The following is a 19987-nucleotide window of genomic DNA, read 5'->3' as shown; positions in this document are numbered from 1 at the left end:
TCGCGACGGCGTCCCGCTTCAGGGTCAGCACGAGGCGCTGACCGGTCTTGCCGGAGGTCTCGTCGGTGATGTCGGAGATGCCCTGCAGGCGGCCCAGCTTCACCAGGTCAGCGATCTTGCGGGCGAGGTTGTCGGGGTTCACCAGGTACGGCAGTTCGGTGACCACGAGGGCGAGGCGGCCGTTGATCTCCTCGGTGCTGACCACGGCGCGCTGCGTGATGGAGCCGCGGCCGGTGCGGTACGCCTCCTCGATGCCCTTGGTGCCCACGATGGTGGCGCCGCCGGGGAAGTCGGGGCCCTTGATGCGCTCGAGGCACGCCTCGAGGAGCTCTTCCTTGGTGGCTTCGGGGTTGGTGAGCAGCCAGTGGACGGCGTCGGCGACTTCGCGCAGGTTGTGCGGCGGAATGTTCGTCGCCATGCCGACGGCGATGCCGGAGGAGCCGTTGGCGAGCAGGTTCGGGAAGCGGGCGGGCAGGATGGTGGGCTCGTCGATGGTGTTGTCGTAGTTGCCCTGCATATCAACGGTGTCTTCGTTGATGTCGCGGACCATCTCCATCGCCAGCGGCGCCATCTTGCACTCCGTGTATCGGGGTGCGGCGGCGCCGTCGTCGCCGGCGGAGCCGAAGTTGCCCTGGCCGAGGATCAGCGGGTAGCGCATCGACCACGGCTGCACGAGGCGGACCATGGCGTCGTAGATCGCGGAGTCGCCGTGCGGGTGGTAGTTGCCCATCACATCGCCCACGACCTTCGCGCACTTGGAGAAGGAGCGTTCGGGGCGGTAGCCGCCGTCGTACATCGCGTAGGTGATGCGGCGGTGCACGGGCTTCATGCCGTCGCGGACGTCCGGGAGGGCGCGCCCCACGATCACGCTCATGGCGTAGTCGAGGTAGGAGCGCTGCATCTCCTTGTTGAGGTCCACCTGGACGAGCTGGTCGCCCGCGTCGACGGGGTCGATGTCGGTGCTCTCGGTGGTGGTCACCTCGAGGGAGTCGGGGGCGGTCAGCGGGCCGCGGTCCGCGCCGCCCTCGCCGCTGTCGCTGCTGGGGCCGGTGCCGGCTGCGCCGTTCAGTTCGTCATCGCTCATTGTTCTGTGCCTCTCCATCTGCGCTCAGTCTCGTCGTCTGCCGTTCGGGGGCCGACGGATCCCGTCGTGCGCCGGGGCGCTGCGGATCCCGTCGGCCTGCCATCAGATGTCGAGGAAGCGCACGTCCTTTGCGTTCTCCTGGATGAAGCGACGGCGCGCTTCGACGTCATCGCCCATGAGCACCGAGAAGATGGCGTCGGCGTCGGCGGCTTCGTCCACGGTCACCTGCTTGAGGGAGCGCTCATCGCGGTCCATGGTGGTGGTCTGCAGCTCGCGCCAGTCCATCTCGCCGAGGCCCTTGTAGCGCTGGATGCCGTTGTCCTTCGGCATGCGCTTGCCGGCGGCGCGGCCCTCGGTGAGGCGCTGGTCGCGCTCCTCGTCGCTGAACACGTATTCGTGGGGGGCGTTGGACCACTTCAGGCGGTACAGCGGCGGCATCGCGATGAACACGTGGCCCAGTTCGATGAGGGGCCGCATGTAGCGGAACAGGAGGGTCAGCAGCAGGGTGCAGATGTGCTGGCCGTCCACGTCGGCGTCGGCCATGAGGATGATCTTGTGGTACCGCAGCTTGTGCGGGTCGAAGTCCTCGCCGATGCCGGTGCCGAACGCGGTGATGAGGGAGCGGACCTCGGCGTTGTCGAGGGCGCGGTCCAGGCGGGCCTTCTCCACGTTGAGGATCTTGCCGCGGATCGGCAGGATCGCCTGCGTGCGCGGGTCGCGTCCCTGCACGGCGGAGCCGCCGGCGGAGTCGCCCTCCACGATGAAGATCTCGGACTCGGCGGGGTTGCGGCCGGAGCAGTCGCGCAGCTTGCCGGGCATGCCGCCGGTCTCCAGCGGGGACTTGCGGCGGGTGGCGTCGCGGGCCTTGCGGGCGGCTTCGCGCGCGGCGGCGGCGGACTGGGCCTTCTTCACCACGTCCTTCGCCTCGTTCGGGTGCATGTTCAGCCAGTCGCCGAGGTGCTCGGTCATCACCTTCGACACGTACGTGCGGGCGATGGTGTTGCCGAGCTTCGTCTTGGTCTGGCCTTCGAACTGCGGCTCGCCGAGCTTCACGGAGATGACGGCGGTGAGGCCTTCGCGGATGTCCTCACCGGTGAGGTTCGGCTCCTTCTCCTTCATCAGGCCGGCAGAGCGGGCGTAGCGGTTCACGGCGCCGGTGAGGGCGGAGCGGAAGCCCTCCTCGTGGGTGCCGCCCTCGTGCGTGTTGATGGTGTTCGCGTAGGTGTGGATGGATTCGCTGTACGCGGTGGTCCACTGCATCGCGATCTCCACGGAGATCGTCTCCGCGGTGTCCTCCGCTTCGAAGGACATGATCTCGGGGTGGATGGTCTCCGCGCGCTTCTGCTTGTTGATGAAGGCGACGAAGTCCATGATGCCGTTGTCGTAGCGGTACACCACCACGCGCGGCGCGGAGGCGTCCTTCTGCTCCGCGGGCTGCTCGGCATCGGATTCGATGCCGTCCACGTCCTTGGGGTCATCGGACTTGAGGTTGTCGAGGTCGCCGAGGTGCTCCTCGTCCTCGTCCTCCTCCTGGACGCGCTCATCGGTCAGGGAGATCTGCAGGCCCTTGTTGAGGAACGCCATCTGCTGGAAGCGCTTGCGGAGGGTTTCGAAGTCGAACTCGACCGTTTCGAAGATCTCCGGGTCCGGCCAGAAGGTGAGGGTGGAGCCGGTCTCGTCGGTCTCCTCCCCCTTGTCGAGGGGGCCCGTCGGCACCCCGCGCTCGTACGCCTGGCGCCACACGTGCCCCTGGCGGCGGATCTCCACTTCGAGGCGGGTGGACAGGGCGTTCACCACGGAGGAGCCCACGCCGTGCAGGCCACCGGAGACGGCGTAGCCGCCGCCGCCGAACTTGCCGCCGGCGTGCAGCACGGTCAGCACCAGCTCCACGGCGGGCTTGTTCTCGGTGGGGTGCATGTCCACGGGGATGCCGCGGGCGTGGTCGACCACGCGCACGGAGCCGTCGGCCTGGATCGTCACCTCGATGGAGGAGCCGTGGCCGGCGAGGTGCTCGTCCACGGAGTTGTCCACGATCTCGTAGACGAGGTGGTGGAGGCCGCGCTCACCGGTGGAGCCGATGTACATGCCGGGGCGCTTGCGCACCGCTTCGAGGCCCTCGAGGACCGTGATGTCCGATGCTTCGTAGTGGGGTGCATCGGCGGGGGTGGGTGCGGTGTTCTCGCTCACTGGCGCAGCAGCTCCTTCTGGTCGCGTGCAAGGATCGGGCGCTCTGCGCGGGCGGGCGCGAGGCCGGTTTCCCGGTGGGGCCCCTTTTCCTGGCGGGCCCGCGTTTTCCCGACGGGGCCCTGGAGGGCCGCACAGGGCGCGTCCCGATTCTCAACCTTCACGATTCTACCCGATCGGCGGCTGGAATACCCCTCTCAAACGCGCGTGAAGGGCCCGAATCGGGCACAGAACACGTCGGTATGGGTCGGGGGACGGCCGCGGGGCTTCTGGAGGCGCCTGAAGGGGCCCAACGGCTGCGCGGGTGGCGGCCGAGGGGCGCCCACGTCCGGCCGGGCCGGAGCGGGAGGGCGAGCATTGGCGTATAGCGGCACACCAGGTCGATATAGACAACGGGGTGCCGCTATACGCCCGCCGAGCGTGGGCGGGTCGGGTGGGCGGGGTGAGCTCACCCGGCCGACGGGGTCAGTGCTCGGCGCGGTCCTTGATGACGTGGGTGCCGAGAGCGACGACCACGATGAACAGGACGATGTAGGCGATGATCACGGCCGCCCAGTTCGCTGCGCGCACACCGTTGCGGGCGGACGGCGCGGCAGGTGCCGCGGATCCGGGCGCGGGGCCGGCGCCGTGATCGGATTGCAACCCGCCTGTCACCCCGAGGTCACGTGGTCCGGGCTCGTGGCGGCCCGGACCTGGCCGACGGGGACCGGCCGGGCGGCGAGAGCAGGCGCAGGCCGACGGGGTCAGCGGCGTCGTGTCAGGCCCGGAACTTCGGCGGGACGCACGCACCAGCACTGGAGTTGGATTCGACGGGTTCACTCATTGAGCGTCCTTTCCAGGTCCTCATCGCTCACGCCGGCTGCTTCCTGCAGACCGTGCTTCTTGATGTAGTCCTGCGCACGCCGGGCGCATTCCATCCGTCCCCGACCCCGTCGCAAGGGCGATAGAAGCTTCTGCGCCAGAGTCTTTCCCGTCGGCGGATCGATCACCACACCCATATCAATATCGGGACGAGCGAACACCACATCATAGAATGGATACAGCAATTCCTCTGCCGCAACGACCTTCGTCATCATCTCGAAAGGCGTCCCGAACCGTGGCGACCGCAGCGTCATGCTGGCCCCGCCGTCGAGCAGGCGTTCCAACAATGGGGCCTCTAACGCCGGATCATGCACCCGGCTACCGGACGTGAACAGCACATGCAAACAATTGATCCGGTCACCGTCCCTCGAAATGACGGAGGGATCAGCACCGTGATCCAGGATCATGGTCGCCATCGCCACACGATCCTCAACGGCCTTGTTCGAGAGACTGTCGAAAAGGAAATCCGTCCAACCGTCCGGCTCCACAGGATCCGGATTCGCCCGAAGAGCATCCATCACCTTTTCAAAGGTCCAATAGCGACCAGCCATGAACGGCGACCAATTCTCAAACTCGTCGCTCACTCCGGATTCTCCACATTGTCATCACCATGACTCCGATTCCGGCCCGGATCCTCAACCACATAGTGGTCGGGATCTTGGTGCCATTTCTTGAAATCTTCCGAGGTGATCTTACCGCCCGCGCACAGTCCGCATCGGCCATTGCGGGCGTGCATCCGTCGGCCCCCGAAAATCAGTTGCCTCCCGGCCGACGGGGCCTCACGATCAACAGGACCACCCTCGACGAAGGAGCCCCGCATGCCCCAGTGGACTGCGCAGCGCAGCCGGCCCGTCCCCGACGATGTTCGGCGGATCATCGCCACCCTGCCGGAATGGTTCGGCCTGCCCGACGCGAACCAGGAGTACATCGACGCCGCCGAGACCAAGGAGACGTGGACGGTGCGGGCCGACGGGGCCGTCATCGGCGTGGCCCTCATCGACCGCCACTTCGAGCATGTCGCAGAGGTGCACTTCATGGCGGTGGACCGGGACCACCTGGGGTGCGGCGTCGGCACCGCGCTGATGGCCGCGATCGAGGTCGACGCCCGGGAGCGGGGCGTGGCGCTGCTGGAGGTGAAGACGCTCGGCGCGTCGCACCCCGACGAAGGCTACGCAAAGACCCGCCGCTTCTACGAGAAGATCGGGTTCCTGCCACTGGAGGAGACGGACCTGTGGGGCGAGGACAACCCGTGCCTGTTCATGGTGAAACCGCTGGTCGCTTCGGCGCGCTGACGAACTGCGGCGGACTCAAGCCCGCAAATATGCACGGTTACGGGACGTTGGCGGAGCCGTCGCTACGATGTGGCCACTTTCCACCAAGGACCGAAGGACGGGCCGTAGCTGGACCGCTGTCTTACCCGTTGCTTGGGCCAGCTGGGCAATCGTCCTGGGTTGATCGCTATGCATCTCGTCGAACACGAGTTGCTCAGTGACGGTCAGCGAAGCCCTGGCCCGGACGTTGATCCCGAACAGTCCCGGCTCCCGCTCGGATACGGCCCCCCGTGCCACCAAATCCTTCAAGACTACGCGAACATCATCGGAGTCAAGGTGCAGTGCGTGACGTGCTTCAGAAACACTCACTTTCTCATTCCGGAAGAGATAGGCGAGGAGGCGGATATGGTCGCGACCTAATCCATCGGTTTCACGGGTGCCGAGCCAACTCCGGAACTCGGTTGTATGGAAGCCATGCCGAAAGATAGTCACCGAGGTCAACCCGGGCTCTGCCCGGAACTGTGGTTCGAGGAGCCCGTGTTCCCGCATGGCGGCGTTCATACGTGGGACACCCGACCCAAGGTTCTCGGCGACAACTCCGCCTGACCGCATGGGCACGCGCATAAGGAGCTGCACCAGGGCCTCGTTGCGGGCGGTGGATCGACCGTCGGCAATGTTCTCGACTGTACGATCACCCCAGAGCCCTCCAGGGTTGGTGATCTCGATCCGGTCGCGAAAAAGGTCAACAGCTACCTGTTGCCCGAGCACGGCGCTGCTGTAGTCCCTATGCATGACCGCGTTGGTGAACGCCTCTCGCAGAACTTCCTCGGGGATCTCGTATTCATTTCTTCCCTCGACACCGTCGATGGTGGTGCGGACTGACAGATGCCTCAGGCAGACCTGAACAGCGTCGGAGATCATGTCAGGGATCCGTCCGTCGCAGATTCGCCGATCTACTGTGCGAACTTCGGCATCACTCGACTTCGTTCCTCCCGGATGAACCGCTACGTCAATGAACAGTTGCGGAAACTCCTGCTGGGGATATCCGGCCAGTGTCAGCCAACCGGCCATAGTTGGCTCACCACCTGCGGTAACGGCATTGAGCCTTACTAGGCGTTCGGCAGTGGTTGACACTCCACTGATGGCACGCGAGTTCTCTTTTTCCAGGCGGCTGATCAGTCGCTCAACTGCCTCTTCATCGAAGTCGGCGACGGCGCGCCCGGTCACCGCCTGCCGATCGACGATTGGACGTTGCCACCTCTCCCCGATCTGATGGATTTCGTAGGGCGACAGTCGACGGTCGCTGTCATGCTCGCGACGAAAGCTGCCACGTTGAATTCCCTTATCGATGACGAAGCACGGACCGGGCAGGTCCTGATGCACGTCGAGGCGGCTGATCTGGACTGCAACGACAGTAGTCTGACCACCGTCAATGTCAATGACATCCAACTCGTAGTTGGGCACCGGCTGAACCTTAGGCGCTTCGGTTCCCAGCCCCGCTTGGAGTTGATTGACCACCTTGGAGGGGTCGAAACCGTCGGCCTGCGTGAAACCATCGTCCTCGCTGAGCCCAAGGACGATCAGGCCGCCGCTGGTGTTCGCGAATGCGGAGATGGACTCCCAGACGCTCTTGGGCAAGTTTTTCGCAGATGCCTTGATCTCGACAGCGCTGTCATCAGAGGAGCGCGCGCGTGCGCGGTCGACGCGTTGCTGCACCTGTGCAGTGTCCATGGCTCCATCTTATGTCACTGAGAGAAGATTTTCCTCAGTGAGGCGCTCTCAAAGCTCAGTGAGAGTGACTGCGGCCTCACTGAGACCTCGCATCGTCTCACTGAAGCCGAGTTCGATCTCACTGAGATCCCAATGAATGTCAGTGACCGACAGCATCCGCTCACTGATAGCACACCAGGCAGCAACCCTCACGGCAAGACGGGGGACCCCCTATCCTTGCGGTGTACCTTCGGGGCGAACGAGCAAGCATTCCTGACGCCCCCTTCTCTTGGTCACCGCAAGGAAGCGAGCTCTTTCCCGTGTCGTTCAATCACGCGCAGTTCATCTGGTCCGCGGCGGACATCCTCCGCGGCACGTACAAGCAGCACCAGTACGGGGATGTGATCCTGCCGTTCACGGTGCTGTCGCGTCTGGATTCGGTACTGGCGCCGACGAAGGCGAAGGTGCTGGAGGTGCTGGGTGACGGCGAGTGGGATCCGGAGCCGCCGGCGGCGATGCTGCGTGCCCGCGCTGGCCATGACTTCTCGTTCCATAACCGGTCCCGGCATGATCTGAAGTCGCTGCAGGGCGATCCGGACAACCTGGAGGAGAACCTTCGGGACTACGTGAACTCGTTCAGTCAGAACGTGCGGGAGATCTTCGAGAAGTACGCGTTCGAGGATCGCATCATCGAGCTGGCTCAGCATGACCTGCTTCTGCAGGTGCTTCAGCATTTCGCGAAGGTGGACCTGCACCCGAAGGTTGTCTCGAACGAGAAGATGGGGCACATCTTCGAGGAGCTGATCCGGAAGTTCGCGGAGGCGTCGAACGAGACGGCGGGTGAGCATTTCACGCCGCGCGATGTCATTGACCTGATGGTGACTCTGCTGCTGGCGCACGCCCCGGACCTGGGGAAGGACCATGTGGCGCGGGAGATCTATGAAACCTTCATGTCACAACGGATACAAACGCGCGCCAACTACGATTTAGCCGCTTGACTGGTTCACTTCCAGCGAGCGAGGGTCATGGGCCGATCTTCCGGGAAACGAAGAGCTTGCGGTAATGGGGATCCCCGTCTTTACGCGGGTAATAGTGCCAGCCAATTCCTGCCCAAAACTCGTCAGCGCCTTCGGAGAAAGCGATCAAGGGGTAACCTGCGTAGTGGCTGATCAGACGCCTTGCAAGCTCAGCCCCATAGTGCTGTCGGCGAAGGTCATGGCGGATCTCAAAGAACCAGATCTCTTTGGTTGGCACCGTCGAGTCAACTCCGATATAGCTATCGGAGAGCGGCCAATCTGTCGCCTCAGCGCGCCCGACTTCCACACTATCGGCAAGAAACTGGATGTACTCTTTGCCACCCAGGGTGTCGTCGCCGACTCGTCCAGCCATGCGGTGCCACCAGCGGTCATCGAATCCCTCGACCACCTGGAACGGCGTCACGTAGTCCTCAACTTGCTGAAGAATTTTCAATTGTAAGCAATCCACCACTCCAAGACTACGCGAGCGCCCACCAGGTTCTGGCAGGCGCTTAGATGTGGATACTGGGTTACTGCTTGATGGCGACTACTTGGGTGCTGCCGTCGCGAAATTGAAAGGTGACGTTGCCGTCGACGTCGACGGTGCCTTTATCGAGCAAAGCTACGCAGAGGTATGGGCTGAAGACCAAGCGTTCAAGATCAAGGTTGGCGGTCTCCTGCATGTAATAGTGGTAGGCGGCCAGTCGGTTGTTTTTGTTCTGGATCTCGGCGACCACGGCAGCGTGATCAGCTAACAGCGCCTGGTGCTGTTCGTGGCTAGCGTTGAACGCCTTCTCGTAGGTTTGCTGGTCTTGAGCGACTCGTGCGTTGTGGGCGATCATCGATTGGAGCTTTTTGGCCACCTCGTTGATCTGAGCGAGAAGCCCGGCGGCCTCAACCTCCAGGTCACTCGTGTCGAGGGCGTCGAGAACGGCTTGGTTGACACCTGTGTCGGTCGATGAGCCGAATCGAAGGCGAATGGCCTTAAGGAACATGTCCTTGAGTCGTTGATCGCTGATGTGCCCGGTGGCGCATTTTTCCTGGCCTGCGTATTTGTGGCCGCACCGCCAGATGACCTTTTCGTACTTACTGCCCGCGTGCCAGGTTTTCGAGCCGAAGAAGTGCCCGCACTGGCTGCACTCCAAGGTCGATGAGAAGGGCCTGGTGCGATGCTGGGTTCGCTGATCTCTAGCCCCTTTAGCTATTTCGGCTTGGACGAAGTCCCACACTGCCGGGCTGATGATCGCCTCATGGCTGGCGGTGACGTAGTACTGGGGTACTTCGCCTTGGTTGATGACTTGACGTTTCGTCAGGTAGTCAGCGACGTACGACTTCTGCAGGAGAGCGTCACCCTTGTATTTCTCGTTGGTGAGAATCGCTCGTATGGATCGGTAATACCAGGTCTTGTTGCCTGCGGCGGTGAAGGTCTCTGGTCCGTCGGTGAGGGTGCGGGCGATCGTTCCGATGGACATGCCACCTAAGTACATGTTGTAGATCCGGCGCACGAGTTTGGCTTGCTCGGGGTTGATGACGAGGCTGCCGTCTTCGCCTTTGTCGTATCCGAGGAACCGAGAATATGGGACGGTGACCTTGCCGTCGGCGAAGCGTTTGCGGTGCCCCCAGGTGACGTTTTCTGAGATGGAGCGGGCTTCTTCTTGCGCCAGCGAGCTCATGATGGTGATGAGGAGCTCGCCTTTGGCGTCGAAGGTCCAGATGCCTTCTTTCTCGAAGAAGACCTCCACGCCTTTGTCTTTGAGGGCTCGAACGGTGGTGAGCGAGTCGACGGTGTTGCGGGCGAACCGGGACACACTCTTGGTGATGATCAGGTCGATCTTGCCGTCGAGCGCGTCGGTGACCATCTGCTGGAACCCAGCACGGTGTTTAGTTGAGGTACCGGTGATACCTTCATCGGTATAGACCTTCACGAACTGCCAGCCCGCGTGGTCGCTGATGTAGCGAGTGTAGTAGTCGACTTGGGCTTCGTAGGACGTCACCTGATCGTCGTGGTCGGTGGACACGCGGGCATACCCGGCGACCCTGCGCAGGGTTGTCTGTCCAAGTGGAGCACCAGTGTGGAGAGCTCGGGTGGCGGGGATTGCTGTGACGGTGCGGGCCATTTAGCGTTCGCCTCGCTCGGCGCGCAGGCGCTCAGCTTCTGCCTTGGCCACGGCCCGGTACTTCGCCAGCGCTTCTGGTGGTGTTGGTGCTTGCCGTGGGTTGTCCAACCCGAGCCTTTTGGCTTCGGCCCAGCGGGCACGCACGAGTTCACCCCAGGCGGCTTTTCTTACTGGGGTCCACGAGCTCTTCTTCAGGTTTGGTCGCCACGTGTGCGAGCTGCTGGTGCCATCGGTGTACTGAAACGTGTAGCGGTCTTTTCCCTGCACATCGATGTGATCGATACGCTCGTTGAACACATCCTCGTCGAAGGCATCGATACCCAGGACTCGGGCGATGAAGCCTTTGAGTGCCGTGTCAGAGATCTCGCAGGTGCCGCATCCGGTTTTCCGGCCTTTCTTCCGTTCGGTGCAGATCCAGTGCTCGGTGGAGATCGAGTTTTGGGTTTTCGGATTGCGTACGTTGCGCACAAACGAGCAATCGCAGGACACGCATTTGATCTTCGACGTCAACGCCACAGTTTCTATGGACCAGTTCGCCCGGGCACCGAGTTCACGTCGGCGTGCAATCTCGGTTTGCACAGCAGTGAAGGTGTCGCGGTCGATGATCGCGGGGATCGCGTTTTCCACCAGGTATTGCGGCAACTGGCCGGTGTTGCGCACTGCTCGTCCAGGCCTACCCTCCGGCGTGGACCATCGCCCTAACAGGAGGTCGCCGGTGTAGTGCGGGTTCTTCAGGATGTGACGGACCCATTCGCCGGGCAACTTGTTGTCAGCCAGGTGCGGAACCCTGCCCTCGGCAATGAGCTGCGCGGCCATCTTTTCGCACGAGGTCTTCTTCATGTACTGGGCGAAGATCCAGCGCACCACGGCTGCTTCTTCTTCGATGATCTGCACGTCGGTGCCGTCAGCGGGGTCGGTGTAACCGTACAAGTGGAAGCCGTTCGCTTTGCCTTCTTCGAAGCCTTTCCAAATGCGCCACTTCACGTTTTGGCTGATTTGCTCCGATTCTGCCTGCGCGAAAGACGCCAGCAGGGTGAGCATGAGTTCGCCGTCAGCGCTGGTTGAGGAGATGTTCTCCTTTTCGAATCGCACCTCCACCCCGAGGTCTTTCAGCTCGCGAACGGTTTCGAGCAGGTCGACGGTGTTGCGAGCGAATCGCGAGATCGACTTGGTGAGGATCAGGTCGATTGCCCCTTCCCGGGCAAGGGCCAGCATTTCTTGGAACTGGGGGCGATGCGTGGTGGTTCCAGAGATTCCAGAATCGGCGAACACTCCGGCGAACGTCCAGCCAGGAGTGTCGTGAATGAGTTGCTGGTAGTAGGAAACTTGGGTGGACAAACTCAGCGGTGTGCGCTCGGTTTCCATGCTGATGCGGGCATACGCTGCCACTTTCACAAGCGGAGAAGTGCTGATCGGTGGCGGGGTGATTTGCTCCATTCTCTTCAAGGTATTTCTCCTAGTCAGACAGGGTTTCAGGTTGTATCCATACATCACTCAAACCCTCGAGATAGTCAACGAAACTGGCTCTTTGTAGGGCGGCTAGCGGCGCATCTGGGGCGTCGAGGCGCTGGCACACGGTGATGGCTTCGCGTGGGGTGAGGATGCCGCGTTCGAGAAGCTTCTTGACCTGCGTGAGCTGGTGATGAGCCGTCAGCTCGGCTGCCATGTTCATCGTTTACCGCCACGGGTATTGAAGCGGTGCTGGACGTAGCACGGGTGGCAGCAGTACTTGCGTTTCACCTGGCCAGTGCGAGCAACAGTGACCTGTCGGTGGCAGTTCGCGCACACCAGTTCCTCGGTGACCACCCTGCGATGGGCGGCCCACCAGGCTCGTCGACAGGCAGTGGAACAGAACTTCGATCCTTGCCGGAGCTCGATTGGCTTGCAGCAGTGCAAACACCACACTCCAACTGGATCCGTGACCTGCTCAACGGCAGGATCGACGGTGATGCCGTGTCGCAGACAATAGGTCTTGACACTGTTGGCGTTCAGATCCAGGTGCGCGGCAATACGAGAGTAGGCAACTCCTGCAGCGCGCATCATCTGGATGTGATGGCGATCAGTCTGGTTCAGAGCCATGAGCAGGCCCTCCTGGCAACGAGGCGAAAGGTGGTCGCCCATACGCCGGTTGCACCAGACGAAACCGGACAACAGAAACAAAGCTCCCTGCCGCGTTCGCACCCGTGGCTGGGATCTGCGCCTCTATTCAGATAAGGCAGCAATTCTTTGCTCAATTCAAAATGTGGAGCGATCGACGTGTGAACCGCGACAGAGCAAGGGGCGGGTGAAGATGACTGACGACGACGGTGAACTCCCGGTATTTCTCGACGACCAGTCGTACCGAACCTGTTCAGAATGCGGCTCAGATTGTGTCCCTGACCCGTTTATTGCAGGCGGAGGTCAAGGCATCAAGGTCGCGTTCATCTGCCCGAGCTGTGGAGTGCAGTCCGTCATCGACCCGTTTGAAGACACGCGGTAAACACCAGCTCCGCAAACGCAGAAAAGGCCCCGCCACCACCTCGATGAAGGTGATGACGGGGCCAAGGGTTGATTTCGCGTGGGTTAGCTGATGCCGAGCTTCTCGTTGACGCGCTTCTGTACGGCCGCGTAGTTGCTTTCCAGTCGGCGTTTGCGCTCGTCGCCGTTGCCGTACTCGCCTCGGATCACCGCATCAGCCAGAGCGTCGATGTTGGCGGAGGGCTTGGGTGCGGGCGGTGTGGGCTTTGCCGGTGGTGTCGGGGCGGGCTTGGTGCCGCTCATGCGGTCGTACCAGTACTGGGCGCGTGCCATGTAGGCCGCATGCTGGCTTCCTGCAAGGGAGGCCGGGCATTCGGTGGAAGCGATACAATGATTGGAACCATGACGACGGCGTACATTGCCCAACGGCGATTCTGGTTGAAAGGAATCGTCGCGTCGTTACGGAACACTACGGTGTAAAGTACGGTGGCCGTCGCCAACCCGAGCAGGATCCAGAAAAATGTTCCAGGAACCCAGGGTCGGAGTACCCCACGCCCTTGACGTTTTTGACGTAGGCCTTCCCTGCACCCATCACCGCGGTGTATAGCACGGCAAGCCAAATTGCCTTCTTCATTAGCTCTCCTAGAGTGGGCCAGGCCCGTTAGATTAGATGTTTCCTCGGGGCATTGGCCCCGGGATATCTGGTGGCTGAACGATAGCGGAGGATACCAGTGTGGCGTCCACCGTGGCCACGATGTGACGATGAGGGACGCCGGCTCGTGCTTCCTGTAATAGACGTTCCAAGGTTGCGATGAGCTCAACGGTTGAGGTCTGCTGCGAAGTGGTCCCGATCAAAGAGAGCGAGAGCCGCGCGAGCAACCACCTCCGGCTCCGTAATCGGGATGGCGTGACCAGAATCACGTGCCACGATGAGCTGGGCACTTGCTGTCCGAGCGGCAGATAAGTGGTGGGCCTTGCGGATTGCCGCACGCATCTTTTCGCTCTCGCCGACCATCGCTTGGGCGCCACTGATCACGGTCACGGGAGAGCCGTAGTGCTGATCGTCGGTTGCTAGCTGCGCGAGACCAGTACGCAACGATCGCAATTCGGCAGCGGCCGCACGTGCTGCTGAAACGGTCGTAGAGTCCTGAAGCACTCGTGTCATCACGTCCGGCGGCAGCCCTCGGAGAATGGGGGTGTACATCGCAGAAAGCAACCGCAGCCGAGCAAGCGACACTAGACTCAGGCGCTGCAGGGCCAAGGACAGCGGGTGGAACTTATCCAAGAGGTGTTCATCGCTTGGATCGACGAGCACAAGTCCTGCGACGCGCTCGATGCGGCCCGCCGACATGCCCTGTGCAGTACGTACGATGGGACCGCCCCAGCTATGTCCGACGAGGACGACAGACTCGTAAGATTGAGCTTTAACGACACACGCCAGGTCGTTAGCGAGTCGTTGCAGTTTCCGCGTAGCTGGATCCGGATCGCTGTCGCCGATGCCCGCCCGGTTATAGGCGACCACGCGGCAGTGGGGCGCAAGGTGGCGCATGACCGGAATCCAGTAGTGTGCGCTCATCCCCAGGCCAGCCTCACACACGACCAAACGCGGCCCCTCGCCGAGGCTGATCGATGCTAAGCGTCTACCGTCAGGAGTCACGACCACATCACGGGTGGGCATCGGCTGCATAGGCGTGCCTTTCTCGCGGTGACCGGTGTGGGCTCGAACGGCGTGATCATACCAACGCCGCTCACACAGACAAAGATAGGCTACCCTAATTCATCCTGACCGAGGAAGCTGTGAAAGCAGGATTGACCGTAGAAGGATCTGACCCCCGTGGGGTAGACACCTGATATCCAACCCTGTCGGGTTGGGAAGAAAGGTAATCTACCGCCATGCCTAGGTACTCCGAAGAGTTCAAACGTAATGCCGTGGCTCTCTACGAAGTGAAGCGTCCTGGGCGTGCCACAGGTCGTAGGGCACGTGATCACGCGCCACCCGCAGCTTGAGGTTGTCCTCGGGAATCCAGAACCACGGGACGATCCGGTACTTCTCGTCCTCCCCGTAGGGCGGGAAGACGAGCACGAACGCGGTGATATCCGTCGTGGAGGCCAAGTCCAGCCCGCCGTAGCAAGGTCTGCCCTCCAGCTCGTCTAGGTCTACCGGGTCCGCGCATGCGTCCCAGATATGCATAGGCATCCACCGCACCGACTGTTTCACCCACTGATTAAGCCGCAGCTGCCTAAACGTGTTCTCCTCAGCCGGATTCTGCCGAGCCGAATTACAGGCTGCCCGTACCTTGTCGATTGGAACGGTCACCCCGAGTGAGGGGTTGGCTTTCGCCCAGACGGCCTCGTCGGTCCAATCATCATCCAGCTCCGCGCCGTAGATCACCGGGTAGAAGGTGGGATCGTGTTTCTTGCCCGCGAGAATATCCTCAGCTTTCTGGTGCTGCTCGTAGCAGATGCTGTGGGTGTCGGTACCTGCGGTGGTGATGAGGAAGTACAGCGGCTGGGTGCGCGCATCACCAGAGCCCTTGGTCATCACGTCGAACAGGGCCCGGTTGGGTTGGGTGTGCAGCTCGTCAAAGACGACACCGGAGATGTTGAACCCGTGCTTGGAGTACGCCTCAGCCGAGAGCACCTGGTAGAAGCTGTTGGTCGGCTTGTAGATGATGCGCTTCTGACTGCTGAGGATTTTCACCCGCTTCGATAGGGCTGGTGATTGGCGGATCATGTCGGCGGCGACCTCGAAGACGATGCTGGCTTGCTGCCGGTCGGCCGCGCATCCGTAGACCTCGGCGGCTTGCTCCCCGTCCCCGCACGTCAGCAGCAGCGCGATCGCGGCAGCCAGCTCGGACTTGCCCTGCTTCTTGGGGATCTCCACATAGGCGGTGGTGAACTGGCGGTAGCCGTCGGGTTTGATGGTGCCGAACAGGTCGCGCACGATCTGTTCTTGCCAACCCAGCAGTGTGAAGGGTGTGCCTGCCCAGCGGCCTTTCGTGTGGCGCAGCGCCTGAATGAATGCGACAGCGAAATCCGCTTTGCGCTGGTTGTAGGTGGAGCCGTCGGCCATGAACCGGGTTGGCTGATACGTGCTCGTCATCGTGGCGGCAGCTCCTTCCTCGGGGCATAAGAGAAGCCCCAACCGTGTGGGGCGAAACGGAGAGTGTGGGGCCAGTCCTGATCCTTGGGGGTCGGGACGGTGCGAGGGGTTAGCAGTAGGTGGCGCGGAAGTTGGCGACCACCTGGTCGGTGTCGAAGCCGCCGTAGCGCCAATCGGACAGGCCGCGCTGCCTGGCCAGGGCGATGATCTGGTCGGCTTTGGTGTAGTGCCAGCCGATGCGGCTGAGCGTGTGGATGGGGATCTTCTCGGCCCCGACCTCCTCGGCGAGCTCGTCGAGGACGTTGAAGGGGATCTCGGCGGCTGCCTGGATCTCGCCGTGCGGGGCGGCGTCGGCGGGGATCTCCAGGTGGTTGGTGATCAGGTTCCGGGTGGCGTCCATCGTCCGTGTTCTCCTTGTCTGTGTGGGGTGTGGGTTAGATCTGGGTCAGGGCCCAGGCGATGGCGTGCCCGGCGTCTGCGAAAAGGTGGTCGGCTTCGGCGATGAGCTCCAGGGCGCATTCGCTGCGGCCGCGTGCGTTCGGGCCGAAGCCGTCGATCGGGGCTTCGGTGAGGCGGTAGACCTGGGCGCTGTTGCCGTAGCCGTCTTTCTTGGTCCAGGTCGCGAAGGTGGCCAGCGTGTAGTCGCCGTGTGCGAGGATCGCCCCGTAGGAGTCGACGCGCATCTGCAGGGCTTCGGTGGTGAGCTTCTCGGTGGTGTTCATGGCTGTTGTCCTTTCCTCAGGTGGTGTTCTTTTTTCATGTACATACAGCCATAGGTGCGGGCACTTATCCAGTCGTATTTGCCCAGATCAGCCGCTATTTTTTGAACGTTGGTAAGGGCAGGGTTTCCCAGGAGTCCTCGCCCGGGATGAGCCCCAGGTTCGATCCGGTGTCCCAGTCGACGTGGACGGTGCCGAGGTCGTCGACGAACGCCACGGTGCCAAGCACACCGGGGCGCAGGCTGGTGTACGGGTCGCTGGTGGCGATCAGGCGCACCCGCTGGCCAGGAGCCATGGCCGGTCCTCCTTCTTGCTTGCTGGGGTGCGCCAGGCAGCGTCTCCTTCGAGGCCTGCCAGCAGGATGCGGCGTGCCTGCTTGTGTTCGGGGCCGATGAAGCCCAGGGAGAGCAGGAAGCAGCGCATCGTGTACTTGTCATTGCCCGGTGCAGGCGGTGTGGATCGGATCCGGGTTGCCTCCTGGGCGCGTTGGCAGAGCCGGGCTACAAGCGGGATCACCGCCTCGCGTGCCGTCTCCGGCGTAATCGACTCACACCACGGGAACGAGACCGTCTGGTCATCGTTGAACTCGACGGGTGTGGCCGGGATGCCCAAGGCCTTGGCGATCAGTGGCCCTTTGGCTGCCAGGAGCGCTTCGAGGTTCGCGCGAGTGCGCTCACTCCACCCGGTGGTGGGCATCGTGACCGTCAACGCCACCTCACCCGGGTCGGCGGTGGCAAAGCCTGCCTGGCGGGCGGCCTCGAGCACGGCCTGCGCCTCGATACCATCTGGCAGGTAGAGGATCCAGTTGTGATCCAGCGTGGCGTCTGCGATCTGATAGGCAAAGGAGGGCGTGCCCAGATAGGTGGCCTTGACGCCGAGGTGATCGGCGAGAAGCTGGGCGAGCTTTTTCCTGCCCGTTTTGCGTGGGGTGAAGGCAAGGATGCTCATGCCCCGACCTCCTGCTCGAACCAGGCGGCCACCATGCTGAGGAAACGCGCCGGGTCGTGCTCGATCACGCGCACCACCAGCTGGTAGCCGCGTGCTGTGGCAACCCGCAGGGTTTCCTCGGGGTCGTGGACGTTGACTCCGGCTGCGATGAGCTCGCTGATTTCGATGTGTAATTCACTCATGACCAGTCCTTTTCGCTCGGTTCCCCCGGGTGCGGGGGTGCTTTCGGTCATGTACATACAGCCATACGTTGTTCCGCTTATCCAGTCGTTTTTGCCCTCATCAAACAGGCATTTTCACGCCCCTGTTTTCCCTGCAATTGCGGGGTTTTATTCGCGGTCGCGGTCGACCTGTTTGACCAGATCCAGGTAGGCGTATTGGGTGCCGTCGCGCTGGCAGGTGATCCCGGCCGCGTCCCCGGTCGCCTCGGCGTAGCGGCGCAGGATCACCGAGGCGTACTTGTCATCAAGCTCCATGAGGTAGGCGATGCGGTCGGTCTGCTCGGCGGCCATCAGGGTCGAACCGCTGCCAGCGAAGGTGTCGAGGATGATCGCGTTTGCCTGGGTGGAGTTGCGGATCGGATAGGCCAGCAGGTCCAGCGGCTTGCTCGTCGGGTGGTCGGAGTTCTTACGCGGCTTGGCGAAGTTCCAGATCGTAGTCTGTTTCCGATCAGCGAACCACTTGTGCTTGGCACCCTGCTTCCACCCGTAGAGCACGGGTTCGTGCTGCCACTGGTACGGAGAGCGTCCCAGCACGAGGGAGTCTTTGACCCAGATGCAGCAACCGGAGAGTTTGAACCCGGCGTCGATGAAAGCTTTGCGGAAGTTCAGCCCTTCAGTGTCGGCGTGGAACACATACGCACTGCCGCCCTTGTCGAGAACACCCGCCATGTTGGTAAATGCGGCGAGCAGGAACTCGTAGAACGAGTCTGCCTTCATCTCGTCGTTCTTGATCGTGAGCCCATCGGAGGACTCGAAGGCGACGTTATAGGGCGGGTCGGTGAGCACCAGGTTCGCGCTCTTGCCGTCCATGAGCATCGCGACATCGTTTGCGTTGGTAGCGTCCCCGCAGACCAGCCGGTGCCTGCCGATAGTCCAAATGTCGCCGCGCTGGACGAAGGAGGCGGCCTCGAGCGCGGCGGCGAGGTCGAAGCCGTCATCGGTGACCTCGTCCTCGTCGAGGGATCCAATCATCTGGGCGATTTCGTCATCGTCGAAGCCGGTGAGCTCGGCATCAAAGTCGGCCGCGTCCAGGTCGGCGATGAGCAGGGCCAGCTTGGATTCATCCCAGTCGCCGCTGATCTTGTTCAATGCGACGTTCAGGGCCTTCTCGCGGGTCTCGTCGAGTTCGACGACCACGCAGTCAACATCGGTGTGGCCAAGATCAGCGAGGACTTTCAGGCGCTGGTGGCCGCCGACGACGTGGCCGGTGGTGTGGTTGTAGATCACCGGCTCGACATAGCCGAACTCGGTCAAAGAGCGCTTGAGTTTTTCGTAGTCCGCATCGCCGGGCTTCAGGTCTTTACGCGGGTTGTAGTCGGCGGGCTTGAGCTCACTGATGGGTAGCTGCTTGATGAGCACGGCGGGTCACCTCCGTGGTGAGCTTGTCGGTAAACGGCAGCGTCCATTCCCACTCGCTCAGGCCATGTCCCATGTGCCCGTAGGTGGAAAGCTTCGCGTAGATGGGGGCTCTAAGGCCGAGGCATTCGATGATCGCGGCCGGGCGCAGCGGGAAGATCGCCTGGGCGGCGTCGGTGAGCAGCCAGTCCGGGTGCTGACCGGTGCCGAAGGTGTCGATGTGGAACGCGACCGGGTCGGCCTTACCAATCGCATAGGAGATAGCGACGTGGCATTCTTCGGCCAGGCGCGCATCCACCACGGTCTTTGCGATCAGGCGCGCCATGTATGCGCCCGTCCGGTCGACCTTGGAGGGGTCCTTACCCGAGATGGCGCCACCGCCATGCGGGCCGAGCCCACCGTAGGTGTCGACCATGAGCTTGCGCCCGGTCAGCCCAGTGTCAGCGGTGGGCCCACCGGTGACGAACCGTCCCGACGGGTTGACCAGCACCTGCTCGGGCGTGGCACCGGGCAGGTGCGCCTCGATGGCGGGAGCAACGATCAGTGTGCGCACCTCGCGTTCAAGCGCCTCGGGGTCTTTGTGCGCATCGTGTTGGATGGAGACGATCACGGTGTCGATGCCGACCGGGGTGCCTAGCTCGTCGTAGACCACACTGACCTGTGACTTTCCGTCCGGGCCGATCCTACGGATCGTGGCGTCGGTACGGGCGGCATCCAGGCGGCGGCAGATCTCGTGGGCGAGCACGAGCGGCAGCGGCAGACGCTGGGGCGTTTCGTTCGTGGCGTACCCGTAGACGGTGCCCTGATCGCCAGCCCCCAGGCTCGCATACGCCGACTCATCACCCGCACGCGCCTCGAGCGAGGTGGTGACACCTGCGCCGATGTCGGCGGATTGGCGGCGCACCCACACGTAGATGAGGAACCGGTTCGGGTTGTACCA

At 62.5% G+C, this 19987-nt stretch carries 23 protein-coding genes; 2 read left to right on the top strand and 21 right to left on the bottom strand.

Going from position 1 to position 19987, the window contains the following annotated elements:
* The 5 genes from FHX50_RS11335 to FHX50_RS12470 form a co-directional block, all read right to left on the bottom strand.
* Nucleotides 1-1084, bottom strand: a 1084-nt coding sequence (locus FHX50_RS11335; RefSeq protein ID WP_281368107.1) for a DNA gyrase subunit A, incomplete at its 3' end; no start/stop codon positions are given.
* 102 nt (nt 1085-1186) lie between these two features.
* Nucleotides 1187-3271, bottom strand: coding sequence for a DNA topoisomerase (ATP-hydrolyzing) subunit B (gyrB, locus tag FHX50_RS11330; RefSeq protein ID WP_183377277.1), 2085 nt, complete (start codon nt 3269-3271; stop codon nt 1187-1189).
* Between the two features lie 462 nt (nt 3272-3733).
* Nucleotides 3734-3910: a hypothetical protein gene (locus FHX50_RS11325; RefSeq protein WP_183377276.1), complete on the bottom strand. Its 177-nt coding sequence runs from the start codon at nt 3908-3910 to the stop codon at nt 3734-3736.
* 173 nt (nt 3911-4083) lie between these two features.
* Nucleotides 4084-4713 (bottom strand): ankyrin repeat domain-containing protein, encoded by a 630-nt coding sequence (locus tag FHX50_RS11320; protein WP_183377275.1) that lies wholly within the window; start codon nt 4711-4713, stop codon nt 4084-4086.
* Complete coding sequence (locus FHX50_RS12470; RefSeq protein WP_183377274.1) at nt 4710-4865, bottom strand: GH-E family nuclease; 156 nt, start codon at nt 4863-4865, stop codon at nt 4710-4712. Before FHX50_RS12470 ends, FHX50_RS11320 begins: the two co-directional genes overlap by 4 nt.
* An 82-nt stretch (nt 4866-4947) precedes the next feature.
* Here FHX50_RS12470 and FHX50_RS11310 point away from each other — a divergent pair, with 82 nt between their 5' ends.
* Nucleotides 4948-5421: a GNAT family N-acetyltransferase gene (locus FHX50_RS11310; RefSeq protein ID WP_183377273.1), complete on the top strand. Its 474-nt coding sequence runs from the start codon at nt 4948-4950 to the stop codon at nt 5419-5421.
* 15 nt (nt 5422-5436) lie between these two features.
* Here FHX50_RS11310 and FHX50_RS11305 read toward each other — a convergent pair whose 3' ends face one another.
* A complete protein-coding gene (locus tag FHX50_RS11305) occupies nt 5437-7131 on the bottom strand; it encodes an ATP-binding protein (RefSeq protein WP_183377272.1) in 1695 nt (564 codons plus the stop codon).
* Nucleotides 7132-7430: 299 nt separating this feature from the next.
* Here FHX50_RS11305 and FHX50_RS12405 point away from each other — a divergent pair, with 299 nt between their 5' ends.
* Complete coding sequence (locus tag FHX50_RS12405) at nt 7431-8108, top strand: type I restriction-modification system subunit M N-terminal domain-containing protein (protein ID WP_183377271.1); 678 nt, start codon at nt 7431-7433, stop codon at nt 8106-8108.
* A gap of 25 nt (nt 8109-8133) precedes the next feature.
* Here FHX50_RS12405 and FHX50_RS11295 read toward each other — a convergent pair whose 3' ends face one another.
* The 15 genes from FHX50_RS11295 to metK all read right to left on the bottom strand — a co-directional run.
* Entirely contained in the window at nt 8134-8550 is a 417-nt protein-coding gene (locus FHX50_RS11295; RefSeq protein WP_183377270.1) for a GCN5 family acetyltransferase, read from the bottom strand.
* A 106-nt stretch (nt 8551-8656) separates the two neighbouring features.
* On the bottom strand, nt 8657-10243 hold the full coding sequence (locus FHX50_RS11290; RefSeq protein WP_183377269.1) for a recombinase family protein: 1587 nt from the start codon (nt 10241-10243) through the stop codon (nt 8657-8659).
* The gene (locus FHX50_RS11285) at nt 10244-11680 is read right to left on the bottom strand and encodes a recombinase family protein (RefSeq protein ID WP_183377268.1); all 1437 of its coding nucleotides are present in this window, start codon (nt 11678-11680) and stop codon (nt 10244-10246) included.
* 19 nt (nt 11681-11699) lie between these two features.
* Entirely contained in the window at nt 11700-11909 is a 210-nt protein-coding gene (locus tag FHX50_RS11280) for a dihydroorotase (RefSeq protein WP_236587407.1), read from the bottom strand.
* A gap of 2 nt (nt 11910-11911) precedes the next feature.
* The gene (locus FHX50_RS11275; protein ID WP_071345797.1) at nt 11912-12322 is read right to left on the bottom strand and encodes a hypothetical protein; all 411 of its coding nucleotides are present in this window, start codon (nt 12320-12322) and stop codon (nt 11912-11914) included.
* A gap of 483 nt (nt 12323-12805) precedes the next feature.
* Nucleotides 12806-13033 carry a hypothetical protein gene (locus FHX50_RS11270; RefSeq protein WP_221187359.1) on the bottom strand — a complete coding sequence of 76 codons (228 nt, stop codon included), beginning with the start codon at nt 13031-13033 and terminating at the stop codon, nt 12806-12808.
* 484 nt (nt 13034-13517) lie between these two features.
* Nucleotides 13518-14378 carry an alpha/beta fold hydrolase gene (locus FHX50_RS11265; RefSeq protein WP_269077373.1) on the bottom strand — a complete coding sequence of 287 codons (861 nt, stop codon included), beginning with the start codon at nt 14376-14378 and terminating at the stop codon, nt 13518-13520.
* 237 nt (nt 14379-14615) lie between these two features.
* On the bottom strand, nt 14616-15803 hold the full coding sequence (locus FHX50_RS11260; protein WP_246371077.1) for a terminase large subunit: 1188 nt from the start codon (nt 15801-15803) through the stop codon (nt 14616-14618).
* A gap of 109 nt (nt 15804-15912) precedes the next feature.
* The gene (locus FHX50_RS11255) at nt 15913-16203 is read right to left on the bottom strand and encodes a pseudouridine synthase (RefSeq protein ID WP_101923937.1); all 291 of its coding nucleotides are present in this window, start codon (nt 16201-16203) and stop codon (nt 15913-15915) included.
* Between the two features lie 34 nt (nt 16204-16237).
* Entirely contained in the window at nt 16238-16525 is a 288-nt protein-coding gene (locus FHX50_RS11250) for an Nmad4 family putative nucleotide modification protein (protein WP_014320308.1), read from the bottom strand.
* Nucleotides 16526-16619: 94 nt separating this feature from the next.
* A complete protein-coding gene (locus FHX50_RS11245) occupies nt 16620-16817 on the bottom strand; it encodes a DUF4314 domain-containing protein (protein WP_183377266.1) in 198 nt (65 codons plus the stop codon).
* Complete coding sequence (locus FHX50_RS11240; RefSeq protein ID WP_183377265.1) at nt 16790-17470, bottom strand: hypothetical protein; 681 nt, start codon at nt 17468-17470, stop codon at nt 16790-16792. The genes FHX50_RS11245 and FHX50_RS11240 overlap by 28 nt, the downstream gene beginning before the upstream one ends.
* Nucleotides 17467-17703 (bottom strand): cell division protein, encoded by a 237-nt coding sequence (locus FHX50_RS11235; RefSeq protein WP_246371075.1) that lies wholly within the window; start codon nt 17701-17703, stop codon nt 17467-17469. The genes FHX50_RS11240 and FHX50_RS11235 overlap by 4 nt, the downstream gene beginning before the upstream one ends.
* A gap of 96 nt (nt 17704-17799) precedes the next feature.
* Nucleotides 17800-19050: a DNA methyltransferase gene (locus FHX50_RS11230; RefSeq protein WP_183377264.1), complete on the bottom strand. Its 1251-nt coding sequence runs from the start codon at nt 19048-19050 to the stop codon at nt 17800-17802.
* Nucleotides 19022-19987 (bottom strand): methionine adenosyltransferase (gene metK, locus FHX50_RS11225; protein WP_183377263.1); only part of this gene is annotated, 966 nt, incomplete at its 5' end. The genes metK and FHX50_RS11230, both read right to left, overlap by 29 nt.

The sequence above is a fragment of the Helcobacillus massiliensis genome, assembly GCF_014191425.1.
Taxonomy (GTDB): domain Bacteria; phylum Actinomycetota; class Actinomycetes; order Actinomycetales; family Dermabacteraceae; genus Helcobacillus; species Helcobacillus massiliensis.
This window is presented reverse-complemented; position numbering and strand designations above follow the sequence as displayed.